The 13,791-nt window shown below is 68.9% G+C and carries 13 protein-coding genes; 12 read left to right on the forward strand and 1 reads right to left on the reverse strand.

Annotated features, from left to right (window positions below; all coding sequences use genetic code 11):
• The 12 genes from JOD62_RS06025 (at position 1) to JOD62_RS06080 (ending at position 13,020) form a co-directional block, all read left to right on the forward strand.
• A complete protein-coding gene (locus JOD62_RS06025) occupies positions 1–1,806 on the forward strand; it encodes a dipeptide/oligopeptide/nickel ABC transporter permease/ATP-binding protein (protein WP_204938409.1) in 1,806 nt (601 codons plus the stop codon).
• A complete protein-coding gene (locus JOD62_RS06030; protein WP_204938410.1) occupies positions 1,803–2,597 on the forward strand; it encodes an ABC transporter ATP-binding protein in 795 nt (264 codons plus the stop codon). Before JOD62_RS06025 ends, JOD62_RS06030 begins: the two co-directional genes overlap by 4 nt.
• Positions 2,598–2,608: 11 nt before the next feature.
• Positions 2,609–5,950: a serine hydrolase gene (locus tag JOD62_RS06035; protein WP_204938411.1), complete on the forward strand. Its 3,342-nt coding sequence runs from the start codon at positions 2,609–2,611 to the stop codon at positions 5,948–5,950.
• Positions 5,943–7,094 carry a M20 family metallopeptidase gene (locus JOD62_RS06040; RefSeq protein ID WP_204938412.1) on the forward strand — a complete coding sequence of 384 codons (1,152 nt, stop codon included), beginning with the start codon at positions 5,943–5,945 and terminating at the stop codon, positions 7,092–7,094. The genes JOD62_RS06035 and JOD62_RS06040 overlap by 8 nt, the downstream gene beginning before the upstream one ends.
• Positions 7,087–7,863, forward strand: coding sequence for a GNAT family N-acetyltransferase (locus JOD62_RS06045; RefSeq protein ID WP_204938413.1), 777 nt, complete (start codon positions 7,087–7,089; stop codon positions 7,861–7,863). The genes JOD62_RS06040 and JOD62_RS06045 overlap by 8 nt, the downstream gene beginning before the upstream one ends.
• On the forward strand, positions 7,863–9,014 hold the full coding sequence (gene menC / locus JOD62_RS06050) for an o-succinylbenzoate synthase (RefSeq protein ID WP_204938414.1): 1,152 nt from the start codon (positions 7,863–7,865) through the stop codon (positions 9,012–9,014). The genes JOD62_RS06045 and menC overlap by 1 nt, the downstream gene beginning before the upstream one ends.
• A 151-nt stretch (positions 9,015–9,165) precedes the next feature.
• Entirely contained in the window at positions 9,166–10,227 is a 1,062-nt protein-coding gene (locus JOD62_RS06055; RefSeq protein ID WP_239526572.1) for a M4 family metallopeptidase, read from the forward strand.
• Positions 10,220–10,537: a protealysin inhibitor emfourin gene (locus JOD62_RS06060; RefSeq protein ID WP_204938415.1), complete on the forward strand. Its 318-nt coding sequence runs from the start codon at positions 10,220–10,222 to the stop codon at positions 10,535–10,537. The genes JOD62_RS06055 and JOD62_RS06060 overlap by 8 nt, the downstream gene beginning before the upstream one ends.
• Positions 10,538–10,603: 66 nt before the next feature.
• Complete coding sequence (locus JOD62_RS15080) at positions 10,604–11,323, forward strand: ribonuclease H family protein (RefSeq protein ID WP_204938416.1); 720 nt, start codon at positions 10,604–10,606, stop codon at positions 11,321–11,323.
• Between the two features lie 73 nt (positions 11,324–11,396).
• Positions 11,397–12,308, forward strand: a complete 912-nt coding sequence (locus tag JOD62_RS06070) for a VOC family protein (RefSeq protein WP_204938417.1) — start codon at positions 11,397–11,399, stop codon at positions 12,306–12,308.
• A 42-nt stretch (positions 12,309–12,350) separates the two neighbouring features.
• Positions 12,351–12,560 (forward strand): hypothetical protein, encoded by a 210-nt coding sequence (locus tag JOD62_RS06075; RefSeq protein ID WP_204938418.1) that lies wholly within the window; start codon positions 12,351–12,353, stop codon positions 12,558–12,560.
• Positions 12,553–13,020: a hypothetical protein gene (locus JOD62_RS06080; protein WP_204938419.1), complete on the forward strand. Its 468-nt coding sequence runs from the start codon at positions 12,553–12,555 to the stop codon at positions 13,018–13,020. The genes JOD62_RS06075 and JOD62_RS06080 overlap by 8 nt, the downstream gene beginning before the upstream one ends.
• 6 nt (positions 13,021–13,026) lie before the next feature.
• Here JOD62_RS06080 and JOD62_RS06085 read toward each other — a convergent pair whose 3' ends face one another.
• Entirely contained in the window at positions 13,027–13,725 is a 699-nt protein-coding gene (locus JOD62_RS06085) for a GntR family transcriptional regulator (RefSeq protein WP_204938420.1), read from the reverse strand.
• Positions 13,726–13,791 lie beyond the last annotated feature (66 nt).

A 13,791-nucleotide genomic window follows, 5' to 3' on the forward strand; every position in this document is an offset into this window, starting at 1 on the left:
ATGACCATCGAACTCACCCCTCCTGCCGTGCGGCGTCCGCACTGGATCCGCACCACACTGCGCACGCCACTCGGCATCCTCGCCGCGCTCGGGCTGCTCGTACTGACGACGTTCGCGATCATCGGCCCCATCGTCTGGGGTGAGCAGGCGGTCACGCCGAACCCGATGGCGCTGTCGCAGGGACCGAGCGCGGAGCACATCTTCGGAACGGATGCCGCGGGTCGCGACGTCTTCGCGCGCACGATGGCGGCCACCCGACTGAGCGTTCTCATGGCTCTCGGCGCGGTCGGCCTCGGCGTCGGCATGGGCGTCGTCCTCGGCACGCTGCCCGCCCTGCTTCCGCGGTGGGCCGGGCGCATCCTCGTCGCGATCCTGAACTTCGCGATCGCCTTCCCTGCACTGCTGCTGGCGATCTTCCTGTTGATCATCTTCGGCAAGGGCAGCGGTTCTGCCGTCCTCGCCGTCGGCATCGCGCTCGCTCCGGCGTATGCGCGCCTCACGCACACCCTGACGTCATCGATCGCGGGTCGGGAGTTCATCGACGCCGCCCGAGTGCTCGGCGTGAGCCGTGCCGGGCTGCTCTTCCGCCACATCCTGCCGAACGTGCGCGAGCCGCTGATCGTGAACGCCTCGATCTCGCTCGGCAATGGCCTCATTGCATTCGCTGGCCTGTCGTTCCTCGGGCTCGGCATCCAGCCTCCCGAGTTCGACTGGGGACGGATGCTCAACGAGGGCCTGTCCAAGATCTTCGTGAACCCCGCCACGGCGCTCGCTCCGGGCATCGCCGTCGTGCTGGCCGGGCTCATCTTCACCCTCACGGGCGAGGCGATCGCCCGTGGCACGGGCGTGCAGCGCAGCCTGCCGCGCCGCCGCCCGGCGCTCCGCCTGCCCGCAGCATCCGCACCGCAACAGCCCATCGCCACGGACGCCGTGCTCGACGTGCAGAACCTCACGGTCACTGTTCCCGCGGGGGATGGCTGGAGCCGCGCCGTCGATGGCGTCAGCTTCCGCGTCGCTGCGGGCGAAGCCGTGGGCATCGTGGGCGAGTCGGGGTCGGGCAAGAGCCTGACGTGCCTGTCCGTCGCTCAGCTGACGCAGGAGCCGGTGCAGGTCACGGCAGACAGCATCCGCTTCGCCGGCACCCAGATCGCGGGTGCAGGACGCGCAGGAGCCCGTCAGATCTCGAAGCTGCTCGGCACCCGCATGGCCATGGTGTTCCAGGACCCGATGTCGTCGCTCAACCCCGCACTGCGCGTGGGAGCGCAGGTCGCCGAGATCGGCTGGCTGCACGAGGGCCTGACCCGCAGCGAGGCCGGCCGCAAGGCCGTGCAGCGGCTGAAGGACGTGAAGATTCCGGATGCGGCGCGCCGGGCGAAGCAGCTTCCGCACGAGTTCTCCGGGGGAATGCGCCAGCGCGCCATGATCGCGATGGGGCTCATGGGCAGCCCGTCGCTCATCATCGCCGACGAGCCGACCACCGCGCTCGACGTCACGGTGCAGCACGAGGTGCTGCGCCTGTTGCACGACGTGCGCGCGGAGACGGGTGCCGCGCTGCTGCTCATCTCGCACGACATGGCCGTTGTCACGGGCGTCTGCACGCGCGTGCTCGTCATGTACCAGGGCCACCTGGTCGAGGACATCGCGACGGACGATCTGCTTGCCGGCCGCGCAACCCACCCGTACACGCGGGCACTGCTCGCCGCGGTGCCGACCATGACGACCGACCGCGACGCCCCGCTCGCGACGATCGATGACGAGGCGCGTGCGCGTTTCGCCGCCGAAGCTGAGACGGAGGCCGTGCGATGACCGCGCTGCGCTTCGAGAACGTGCACGTTCACTTCGGTCGCGGCAGCCGCGCCTTCCACGCGGTGCGCGGTGTCGACCTGGAGGTCGCCTCCGGTCGCATCATGGGCCTGGTCGGCGAGTCCGGCTCCGGCAAGTCCACTCTCGCGCGCGCCGCAGTGGGGCTCGTCGAACCGTCGTCGGGACGCATCGCAGCCGACGGCGTCGACCTCGTGCACGCCAAGGGTGCTGCACGGGCGCTGCGCCGTCGCATCCAGATGATCTTCCAGGATCCCTCGGCATGCCTCGACCCCCGCATGACGATCAGCGACTCGATCGCCGAGGCGCTCACGGCGGCCGCGCGCCGCGATGGGAAGCCCCGTCCGCGTCGCACCGAGATCACCGCCCAGGTCGAGCGGCTGCTGCAGACCGTGCACCTCGACCCCCGCAAGGCGCACGATCTGCCGACGGCGTTCTCGGGCGGACAGCGCCAGCGCATCGCGATCGCACGTGCGCTGGCCGCCGCCCCGACCGTTCTACTGGCCGACGAGATCACCTCAGCGCTCGACGTCTCGGTGCAGGGCGCCGTGCTCAACCTGCTCCTCGAGCTGCAGCGCGAACTGCAGCTCACGATGCTCTTCGTCAGCCACAACCTCGCCGTCGTGCGCTACGTGTGCGATGACGTCGCGGTCATGCGGCACGGCGAACTGGTCGAGACCGGGCCTGTGCTCGACGTGATCGACAACCCCCAGCATGAGTACACGCGCGGACTGATGGCCGCGATTCCCCAGCTCGGCGAAACCCTGTTCCGATGAAGGATGATGCGATGAACGACACCCAGAGCCCTTCGACGCGCCCCGCGGAGATCGATGACTACCTCGATGTCGTGGTCCCCACGGCACCGGTGACGAACTCTGCCGGACGCACGGTGTTCGTGCGCTCGGCTGTCGACCGGGCGGCTGACCGCAACGACTTCTCCCTCTGGCTGATCGAGGACGGCACTGCTCGCCGTCTCACCGAGGGACCATCGGATGCGGCGCCGACCTGGAACGAGAGCACGGGCGACATCGTCTTCGTACGCCCGGATGCGGCGGGCCTGCCGCAGCTGTGGGCGCTGAACCCCGACGGCGGTGCCCCGCGCGCGCTCACACAGACGGATCCGCGCCTCCCGCAGGGCGTCGGCGCACCGGTCGTCTCCCCGGACGGCACGCGCATCGCCTTCTCCGCGCCGGTGTCACGCCGCGCCGATGACAGTGGCGTCCTCGTCGCACCGGATCGCCGCTACAAGATCGACGGCGTCGGTGTGCGTGCGGACGTGCGCAACCATCTGTTCCAGCTCACGCTCGCCAGCGGGCGCATCACCCGCCTCACCGATGGCGACTTCGACGCGACGGCCCCGGCATATTCCCCGGACGGCATGTCTCTTGCGTTCTCCGCGGACAGCGCCCCGGATGCTGTGGAGCAGCGCTCTTCACAGGTGCACGTGCTCGACCTCTCACTGCTCAGCTACCCGACGCGCGCGATCGGCACCGCGACGGGTGTGCACGGCCCGCTGCTCTGGACGCCCAGCGGCGACGCGGTCATCGCGGTCGGCGCGGATGCGCCCGCCGTCGGACACGCACACCTCCTGGTGCTGAGCCTCGACCCGGCCATCGCCGACCGATCACTCACCGCCGCCCTCGACCGCAATGTCATGCCGGGCGGACCCGGCTACCCCGGCGGACGCCCCGCGCTCAGCGCCCACGGCGAGGTCGTCTTCTGCCTGCGCGAAGGCGGATCCACCGAGATCTGGGCTGTACCGCTCGCCGGCGGCGAGGCGCGCCCGATCCTCGCCGGTCCGCAGCGGGTCGTCTCCGGCATCGCCGTGGGCACGACCACCGTGCGTGGGATTCTTGCGACGCCCACGAGCTTCGGTGAGATCGTCGAGGTGCCTCTCGCCGCAGCATCCGAGAGCGAACCGGTGGTCCTGACGGAGTTCGGAGCCGCCCTCGACGGCGTGGAGTTCCCGGCCGCGCAGCGCAGGACCTTCGCGATCTCGGATGGCACGACGGTCGAGGCGTTCCTCCTCCGCGACCCGGCGCTCACCGGCGCCGGTCCTCTCGTGCTGGACGTGCACGGCGGCCCCCACAACGCGTGGACCGGCACGCAGTCGGTCATGCAACCGCACCACGCCGATCTCGTCGCCCGGGGCTACACCGTGCTCATGGTGAACCCGCGCGGCAGCGACGGCTACGGCGAGAGCTTCTTCACCGCCGTCTACGACGCCTGGGGCGAGGCCGACCTGCAGGACTTCCTGCAGCCGATCGACCAGCTCGTCGCCGAAGGGATCGCCGACCCGACGCAGCTCGTCGTCACCGGCTACAGCTACGGCGGCTTCATGACCTGCGCACTGACGGCCTGGACCGATCGCTTCGTCGCCGCTGTCACGGGCGGACTCGTCGCCGACCTGGGACAGTTCTCCGGGGCATCCACCGACGGCATCCTGCTCGACCGCCTGGAGTTCGATCCTCACAGCGGCCGTGCCCGCGCGCTCTCACCCCTCGCCCGTGTCGCCGAGGTCACGGCGCCGACGCTCATCCTGCACGGTGGCGCCGACCTGCTGTGCCCGGTGCTGCAGGCCGAGCAGTGGCACGCAGGTCTCGCTCTTGCCGGTGTCGAGAGCGAGCTCGTCGTCTACCCCGGGGGCGCGCATGCGTTCGTGCTGAACGGCACGCCCTCGCACCGCGTCGACTACAGCCGCCGCCTCGTCGCCTGGTTCGAGCGTCACCTGTCTCCACTGCCCGCGAAGTCGACCGTCGACCCGGCGCTCTGGCAGCGTCGCCTGGAGACCGTGCTCGACAAGTACGGCATCCCCGGCGCCAGCTTCGGCGTCCTCACGACGACCCGCGCGGGCGTGGAGGTCGAGGTGGTCTCGGCGGGTGTCCTCAATGCGGCGACCGGTGCCTCCGCGGCACCCGACGCGCTGTTCCAGATCGGCTCGATCACGAAGACCTGGACGGGCGTGCTCATCATGCAGCTCGTCGAAGAGGGACTTCTCGATCTGGATGCTCCGGTGCGCGCCGTGCTGCCGCAGTTTGCAGTCGCCGATACCGCCGTCTCCGCGAGTGTGACCGCGCGCCAGCTGCTCACGCACACAAGCGGCATCGACGGCGATGTCTTCCTCGACACCGGCCGCGGCGACGACACCGTCGAACGGTATCTCGACGCGCTCGGCGACGTCGTGCAGAACTTCGCTCCCGGTGCGGACTGGTCATACTGCAACACCGCTTTCGGCATCCTCGGGCGCATGATCGAGGTGCTTCGCGGGGCGACCTGGGACGAGGTGCTGCGCGAGCGCATCCTCGAACCGCTCGGCCTGACGCACACGACGACCCTGCCCGAGGACACGCTGCGCTTCGCCTCCGCCGTCGGACACACCGGTGACATCCGCGACGGCTCTGCAGCTCCTGTGCCGCACGTCATGATCACGCGCTCGGCGGGGCCGGCCGGCCTCATCAGTGCCCGCGCAGAGGACGTCCTGCGCTTCGCGGCAGACTCCATCGCCGAGAGCCCGGTGCTGCTGTCGCGCGCGTCCTACGCGGCGATGATCGAAGACCAGAAGGTCATCGGCATGGCCGGCTTCGCAGATGTGCAGGGGCTCGCATGGATCCAGCACGAGTGGAGTGGTCACCGCATCCACGGCCACGACGGTGGCACGCTCGGGCAGCAGGCCTTCCTGCGGATCTCCGCGGATGCGGGTGTCGCGGTCGTTCTGCTGACGAACGGCGGCCTCATGGGCGCCGCGGCGAATGAGCTGATGCGCGATGCCTTCCGCAGCATCGCCGGCATCGAGGCATCCGAGCCCTTCGGCCCCGATCCGGCGGGTGCCCCGATCACCGCGGAAGAGGCTGCGGAACTCGTCGGGACCTACGGTGACGCGGCCGCGAGCATCACGGTCAGCTGGGACGACGAGACGCTGAGCGCCGAGCGCACCGACAGCGCCAATCCGTCGGGCCGCGAGCTGATGGAGTGGACGACGTCGTTCCAGATCGTCAGAGCGGCGGATGGCGCGTACGCCGCGACCGTTCCCGGCATGCCGTTGTACCCGCGCGTGTGGCGCCACGACCACCCGAGTGGCACCCTGCTGCACTTCGGCACCCGGGCTTTCCGAAAGGCACAGGATGCCTGAGGGCGGACTTCTCACCACAGCGCAGACCCGGCTTGACGCGGTCATCGCCGATGCGATCGACCTCATGCAGGTCGAGTCGCCGTCTGCGGATCATGCCGCCGTCGCCCAGAGCGCCGACGCTGTCAGCGCTCTCGTGCGCAGACGACTCGGGAGCGAGCCGGAGCGCATCGTCATCGACGGCGTCACACACCTGCGCTGGCACTGGGGCGAATCGACACGTGTCGTGATCGTCGCCCACCACGACACGGTGTGGCCGCTCGGCACACTGCCGCGCATCCCCGCAGAGGTGCGCGACGGGATCCTGCGCGGCCCCGGGTCGGTCGATATGAAGACCGGCATCGCGATGGCCGTGCACGCGCTCGCGATCCTCAAAGAGCAGGATTCGAGTGCGCTCGACGGCGTCACGCTGCTCGTGACCGGCGATGAAGAGGTGGGCTCGCCGAGCTCGCGTGCCCTCATCGAAGAGACGGCAGCCGGAGCATCCGCCGCCTTCGTCCTGGAGGCAGGCGGCGACGCCGGCGAGCTCAAGACGCAGCGCAAGGGCACGTCGATGTACCGCTTCACGGTGCATGGGCTGGCCGCGCACGCCGGGCTCGAACCGGATCGTGGTGTGAACGCCGTCGTCGGTCTCGCCGAGGTGATCCTCGCGGTCAACGCGCTGCACGCGAGCGAGCCCGGTCTCAGTGTCGTGCCGAGCGTGATCTCGGGCGGGACAACGACGAACACCGTGCCGGCCGAGGCTGTGCTCGATGTGGACGTGCGGGTGACCTCCGTCGCCTCGCAGCAGCGCGTCGACGAGGCGATGCGCGCGATCGCGCCCCGCGTGACCGGTGCCAGCGTGACCGTCTCCGGCGGCCCGAACCGCGCCCCTCTCGAGTCCGCGATGTCGGCGACGCTCTTCGCCCTCGCGGGTCGTGTCGCGTCCGCCGAGGGACTGGAGGCACCCGTGCCGCTGCATGTCGGCGGCGCCTCCGACGGCAACTTCACCGCAGGCATCGGAGTGCCCACCCTCGATGGGCTGGGCGCGTGGGGCGGAGGCGCGCACGCGGAGAGCGAGCACGCTGTCGTCGCGGGCATACCGTCCCGCGTCGCGCTGCTCGCCGGCCTCGTGCGCGCGCTGACCGAGGGCGGCACGGATGTCTGAGCAGTTCACCGTCCGCGAGATCGACGGCCATGAGAACCTCGCCGCGCTCGTCACCGTCCTCGACCGCATCTGGGGCACGAGCCCCGGCAAGACGATGCTCGACCTGGCCATGCTCATCGCGCTGCGCTCCGGTGGCCACTACACGGCGGCCGCCTTCGTCGACGACGAGATCGTCGGCGGATGCATCGGCTTCCATGTGGAGCCGCTCGGCGACGCTCTGCACTCGCACATCGCAGGAGTCATCCCGCAATATGCCTCGATGGGCATAGGTCGCGCGCTGAAGGGGCACCAGCGCGAATGGTGCCTCGCCAGAGGCATCCGCGAAGTGCGCTGGACCTTCGATCCCCTTGTCTCGCGCAACGCGCATTTCAATCTGCGATCCCTCGGCGCCACCCCCGTGAAGTACCACGCGAACTACTACGGCGAGATGACCGACGGCGTCAACCAGGGCGATGAGAGCGACCGACTGCTCGTGGCCTGGCCGCTCCAGGGTGCCGGGCGCCTCCCCGAGCCACCCGAGGCTGCGGACGCGGCACCGCTGCTGGCCAAGGCGGCAGATGGGCGTCCCGTCATCGACACGGGCGCGCTCGACGCCGATGTCGTCGCCGTGCAGACGCCCGCCGACATCGAGCGGATGCGGCTGGAGAATCCGGCCGCCGCGCGCACCTGGCGTCTCGCTTTGCGTGAGGCTCTGCCGGAGGTCGTCGAGAACTGGGAGTCACTCGGATTCGACTCCGCCCACCGCTACATCTTCCGCAGGAGGAACTAATGCTCATCGAATCGATCCAGCTCCGCGAGCTCTCGCTGCCGATCGTCTCGCCCTTCACGACCTCGTTCGGGACCCAGACGGTGCGCAACACCTACCTGCTGCGAATCGCGGGCACCGTGCGCACGGCGCAGGGCACCGAGTCCGTCGCCGGCTGGGGTGAGTGCGTCAGCCTGTCTGACCCGGTCTACTCGTCGGAGTATCTGCGCGGCGCCCGCGAAGTCACGGAACGCTACCTCGTCCCCGCGCTGTTCGCGGCGCAGGAGTCGGGACAGGAGATCACGGCCGAGACCGTCGCATCCGTCCTCGAGCACATCGTCGGACATCGCATGGCGAAGTCGGCTTTGGAGATGGCCGTGCTCGACGCGCAGCTGCGCGGACACGGCATGTCGTTCGCGTCATACTTCGGCGCGACGCGCACCGCCGTGCCATCGGGCGTCTCGGTCGGCATCCAGGACTCGATCGACGACCTGCTCGGCGCCGTCGGCGTCTACCTCGAAGAGGGCTACGTCCGCATCAAGCTGAAGATCCAGCCCGGATGGGACATCGAGCCGGTCGCTGCCGTGCGACGCGCCTTCGGCGATGACGTGCCGCTGCAGGTCGATGCGAACGCCGCGTACACGCTCGTGGATGCCCGCCAGCTGCGCCGCCTCGACGACTACGGCCTGCTGCTCATCGAGCAGCCGCTCGCGGAGGACGACCTGGTCCAGCACGCGAAGCTCGCGCAGATGATGCACACACCGATCTGCCTGGACGAGTCGATCGAGTCGGCGAAGGACACTGCGGACGCGATCAGCCTCGGTGCCGCATCCGTCATCAACGTCAAGCCCGGTCGCGTCGGCGGGTACCTCGAAGCGCGTCGCATCCACGACCTCGCGCGTGCGCACGGCGTCGCCGTCTGGTGCGGAGGAATGCTGGAGACGGGCCTCGGCCGCGCGGCGAACACCGCACTCGCCGCTCTCGACGGGTTCACCCTGCCCGGCGACATCTCCGCCTCCGATCGCTTCTACCGCCAGGACATCACCGAGCCCTTCGTGCTGCGCGACGGCATGATCGACGTTCCGCAGGGCCCCGGCCTCGGCGTCACCCCGATCCCCGAGGTGCTCGATGCTCTCGCCGCGGCCCCTGTGGAGCTCTGGCCCGCCGCGCACTGACCCTCTCCTCCGCTCCGCGAGAAACCACTTTTCGCACCAGAAACCACGCCACCGCCTGCGTCTCGCGCAGGAAGTGGTTTCTCGCGGGAGGGGCGCCGCCGCAGGACGTCAACCCCGTGACATTGTCGGATGCCGCGCGTAGGGTCGCTGCATGAGCGGCGACGGGAGTGCAATGACAGACGGATGCAGCAGAGGCGTCGTTCCGGGATACCTGCTCGCCAAGCTGGCGCAGTCCGAACGGTTCCCGAAGGCTGCGGCGGCGGCACGACAGACCCTCGTCGCCGGACGCCCGCCGTTCCGCGCGCGCATCGACCTGTCGATCGATGAGTCCGGTGCACTGGTCGCAGAGCTGACGGATGCACCGAACCGCACAGTCTCGGATGCCGCGAACACCGACCGACTTCCCGGACTCATCGTCCGAGAAGAAGACGATCCGCCCGTCGACGACGAGACCGGCAACGAGGCGTTCGACGGACTCGGCGCGACGTTCGACCTGCTGCTCGCAGCGTTCCGGCGCAACTCGCTCAACGACGCCGGTGCTCCGCTGGATGCGACCGTGCACTACGGCGTCGACTACGACAACGCGTTCTGGGACGGCACGCGGATGGTCTTCGGCGATGGTGATGGCGAGGTCTTCGCCGGCTTCACCCGTTCGGTGTCGGTGATCGGCCATGAACTCGGCCACGGTGTCATCCAGCACACCGCGAATCTCGAGTACCGCAACCAGCCGGGCGCGCTGAACGAGTCGATCGCGGATGTCCTCGGCACCCTCACCGAGCAGTTCCTGAACGGCCAGACGGCAGAGGAGGCGACCTGGCTGATCGGCGAGGGAATCTTCACCGATGCCGTGCAGGGCCAGGCGCTGCGGTCCATGATCGCTCCCGGAACGGCGTACGACGATGACGAGCTGGGCAAAGACCCGCAGCCGGCGCACATGCGCGATTTCGTCTCGACGACGGAAGACAGCGGGGGCGTGCACATCAACTCCGGCATCCCCAATCGCGCCTTCGCACTGGCGGCGCGGGCACTCGGAGGCCATGCCTGGGAGCGCGCGGGACTCGCCTGGTACCGCGCCCTCACCGGCGAGCTGGGCACGACGGCGAAGTTCGCCGATTTCGCGGCGGCGACGATCACCGCAGCGGCAACCGTCGACGCCGACACCGAGCGCGCAGTGCGCGCCGCCTGGGCGGAGGTGGGCGTGATCGATGCGTGAGATCGATCCTCCCGACGACGACGCTCCCGTCGTCGTCGCGGTGGTGCGCACAGGAGGGATCGCCGGACGCCGTCGTCAGTGGCGGGTTGCCCCCGACCCCGCAGAGGCCACCGACTGGATCGCCCTCATCGACCGCTGCCCCTGGGATGAGCCCCCGGCTGACCCCCGCGGCGCTGATCGCTTCGTGTGGTTGATTCGCGCACGCACCCCGGAGGTCGAACACGAGCGCGAGGTCGCCGACACCGAGATCGAGGGCGCCTGGAAGGCCCTCATCGCAGCCGTGCAGGAAGCGCACGCGCACGACCGCTGAGACGCATCCGCCCTTCCCGTCTTCGGCGCGCCCGGCAGTGTCGCCCTCGCCCCCTACGGTTAAGGCATGACGATCACCGCCGCCGCAGACGGCTCCGCCCTCGGCAACCCCGGCCCGAACGGCTGGGCCTGGTACATCGACGAGTCGAACTGGGCGGCCGGTGGCTCGCCGCACGGCACGAACAACCAGGGTGAGCTGCAGGCCGTCATGGAACTGCTGCGCGCGACGGCGGGCGTCGACGAGCCGCTCATCATCGAGTGCGACAGCAAGTATGTGATCGATTCGGTGACCAAGTGGATGCCCGGCTGGAAGCGCAGGGGCTGGAAGAAGGCCGACGGCAAGCCCGTCCTCAACCGGGAACTGCTCGAGGGAATCGACGAGGCGATGCGCGGTCGCCACGTGACATTCGAGTGGGTGAAGGGGCACGCGGGTCATCCGCTGAACGAAGCCGCCGACGAGCGTGCGAACGGCGCGGCGAAGGCGTTCCAGCAGAAGCGCGAACCCGCACGCGGTCCGGGATTCACGGCCGGCGGCCACGTCGCTTCCGCCACCGCTACTGAGGCCGCACCGCCCGAGCTCATCGAGCCGGTGACGACGCCCGCTCCCGCCACCCAGGCGCTGTGGGCCGAACCATCCGACCTGCTCGCCGACCTCGATGCCGCGCCCGCCGCGGTCGGGCCGATCACTCTCCAGCTCTCGCTCACCGCGGATGAGCACGCGCGTCTTCTGGATCTGGCCGAGGTGCAGGGCGTCAGCGTAGAAGATGCGCTGCGACGCCTCATCTGACGTGCGAACCCCCTTGTGATCAGTCGCGGATAGGCGCACGCTGAGACGACGTCTGACCGATCGGAGTAGGCAAATGTCGCATGCAACGCAGAAGATCGTGCCCAACATCTGGTTCAATCACGATGCCGAGGAGGCGGGCGCGTTCTACGCGGATGCTCTGCCCTGGACGACATCCGAGATCACGTACCGCTATCCGGCGGAGGCACCCGACCGGCAGCAGGATCTGGTCGGCACGCCGCTCACGATCGATGTGACGATCGACGGCTACATCCTCACGCTCATCAACGGCGGTCCCGCGTTCCGTCCGACACCCGCGCTGTCGTTCATGCTCGGCTTCGACGCGCGGAAGTTCGACGACGACAGCGACGCGATGCACGCGCAGTTCGACAAGACGTGGGCGAAGCTCGCCGAGGGCGGACGGATTCTGATGGACGTCGGCGAGTACCCGTTCAGTCCGCGATACGGCTGGGTCGAAGATCGCTATGGGGTGAGCTGGCAGCTGCTGGTCGTGGGTGCGGAATCCCAGTCGGGACCGTTCGTCGTTCCCGAGCTGATGTTCTCGGGTGCCGTGCAGAACCGTGCCCGCGAGGCGGCGGAGTTCTACGCATCCGTTTTTTCCGACAGCAAGGTGGGTTTCCTCGCCGAGTACCCAGAGCAGACAGGGCCGGCGACGCCCGGTTCAGTGATGTTCGGCGAGGTGAAGCTCTCGGGTGGCTGGCTGGCGATCATGGACTCCGCGGTCGAGCAGGATGAGCCGTTCACCCCGGCGGTGTCACTGGAAGTGAGCTGCGCCGACCAGGCCGAGATCGACCGCCTCTGGGACGCACTCTCGGCCGTGCCTGAGGCCGAGCAGTGCGGCTGGCTGGTCGACAAGTTCGGCGTGAGCTGGCAGATCGTTCCGGAGAACATGGGCGATCTCTTGCAGCGTGAGGGCGCATACGCCGCGATGATGCCGATGAAGAAGATCATCATCGCCGATCTCTGATTCTCCGGCTCGGATGCGCCCCGCCGGGCGCACAATGGAGGCATGGCACAGTTCCAGCAAAAGCCCGAAGACCAGCAGAAGCCCTGGGCCGGGCTGCCGGCCGAGCCCTACGACGAGTCGGGGCGGGTCGATGTGCTCCCCGCAGATCTCCTCGTCGACCCGTTCAGCCTGCCCGGAAGCACGGTCGCGTCCACCTCGGTGCCGCTGGTGGTCGAGTTGCCGGATGTCGGGTCCGGACCCGAGGATGCCTGAGTCCGACCCGCACCTGCTCGGGCCGGGCTTCTGGCCGACGCCGTTCACGGCGGCCGAGATCCGGGAGGCGAGTCGCGGAGGCAAGACCATCCGCCTGCTCGTCGAGCACCCCGACGGCACCCGCACGGAGCGGGTCAACAGCTTCTCCGACGGTGATGATGACGGCGCGATGCTCACACAATGGGTGGTCGGCGAGGACGCGCCCGCCACCGCGCGCCGGGTGACCTGGGCCGAACTGCAGGGCCACGCATCCTTTCCCCGCGACCGCTCAGAGCGCTCGACGGAGACGATCGACCATCCGCTCGGACGTCTGGAGTGCATCCGGTTCGATGTGCGCTCGCATCCAGATGCTGCACCCGCGATCTTCTGGTTCGCGCTGGCGTTCCCCGGAATGCCGGTTCTCTACGAGACTCCCGTCGAGGGCGGCATCGAGCGCACGATCGTCACGACGATGGAGTAGCGCACGTCATTCGTGCGAGGACGCCTCCGCCTCGATGACGGCGGTGAGAGTGCGGATCGCATTGTCTCGGTGATCGTCGTGGAGCTGCACGATGCGCTCGGCATCTTTCGCGCGCGCGGCCTGCAGGATCTGCTCGTGCTCCTGACGAATGTGCACGCGGTTCGTCTCGCCCGCGTAGTAGAGAGAGCGGTATGCGTCGGTGGCATCCCACAGATTGCGGATCAGCCGACTGAGACGCGGCATCTCGGCGAGATCGAAGATGAGGAAGTGAAAGCGACGGTTCGCCGCGGTCATCGCGAGCACGTCGCCGACCTCGCCCGCGACGTCGATGTCGATGCGCAGTTCGTCGAGTTCGTCCAGGTCTGCCTTGCCGAGCGAAGGCACCCCCAGACGGATGGCCTCGGTCTCGAGGATGCGACGCAGGTGGTAGACCTCGATGAGGTCATCGATGGAGAGTTCGACGACCTGGTAGCCGCGGTGCGGCTGGTAGAGCACCTGGCCTTCGCCCTCAAGGATCTTCAGCGCTTCGCGGATCGGCACCCGACTGACACCGAGACGCTCGGCGAGCGCGTCTTGGCGGATGGCTTCGCCCGGGGCGATCTCGCGCCGCTCGATCGCACGGCGCAACTCGTCGAGGACGAACTGCTGGGTCGTCTTCGGGCGGCGAGTCGTGGGCTGTTCTGCACCGGGAATGTCGCTGGGCATCAGGACACGCTACGTCGCGATTCCAGGGCAGTCAATATTGGATCCAATGTGTGACGGGAGGACACA

It is taken from the genome of Microbacterium keratanolyticum (assembly GCF_016907255.1).
In the GTDB taxonomy this organism is placed as follows: domain Bacteria; phylum Actinomycetota; class Actinomycetes; order Actinomycetales; family Microbacteriaceae; genus Microbacterium; species Microbacterium keratanolyticum.

Coding starts and splice junctions, on each gene's coding strand:
- JOD62_RS06025 (WP_204938409.1), top strand. CDS start 1: ATGACCATCGAACTCACCCCTCCTGCCGTGCGGCGTCCGCACTGGATC.
- JOD62_RS06030 (WP_204938410.1), top strand. CDS start 1,803: ATGACCGCGCTGCGCTTCGAGAACGTGCACGTTCACTTCGGTCGCGGC.
- JOD62_RS06035 (WP_204938411.1), top strand. CDS start 2,609: ATGAACGACACCCAGAGCCCTTCGACGCGCCCCGCGGAGATCGATGAC.
- JOD62_RS06040 (WP_204938412.1), top strand. CDS start 5,943: ATGCCTGAGGGCGGACTTCTCACCACAGCGCAGACCCGGCTTGACGCG.
- JOD62_RS06045 (WP_204938413.1), top strand. CDS start 7,087: ATGTCTGAGCAGTTCACCGTCCGCGAGATCGACGGCCATGAGAACCTC.
- menC (WP_204938414.1), top strand. CDS start 7,863: ATGCTCATCGAATCGATCCAGCTCCGCGAGCTCTCGCTGCCGATCGTC.
- JOD62_RS06055 (WP_239526572.1), top strand. CDS start 9,166: ATGAGCGGCGACGGGAGTGCAATGACAGACGGATGCAGCAGAGGCGTC.
- JOD62_RS06060 (WP_204938415.1), top strand. CDS start 10,220: ATGCGTGAGATCGATCCTCCCGACGACGACGCTCCCGTCGTCGTCGCG.
- JOD62_RS15080 (WP_204938416.1), top strand. CDS start 10,604: ATGACGATCACCGCCGCCGCAGACGGCTCCGCCCTCGGCAACCCCGGC.
- JOD62_RS06070 (WP_204938417.1), top strand. CDS start 11,397: ATGTCGCATGCAACGCAGAAGATCGTGCCCAACATCTGGTTCAATCAC.
- JOD62_RS06075 (WP_204938418.1), top strand. CDS start 12,351: ATGGCACAGTTCCAGCAAAAGCCCGAAGACCAGCAGAAGCCCTGGGCC.
- JOD62_RS06080 (WP_204938419.1), top strand. CDS start 12,553: ATGCCTGAGTCCGACCCGCACCTGCTCGGGCCGGGCTTCTGGCCGACG.
- JOD62_RS06085 (WP_204938420.1), bottom strand. CDS start 13,725: ATGCCCAGCGACATTCCCGGTGCAGAACAGCCCACGACTCGCCGCCCG.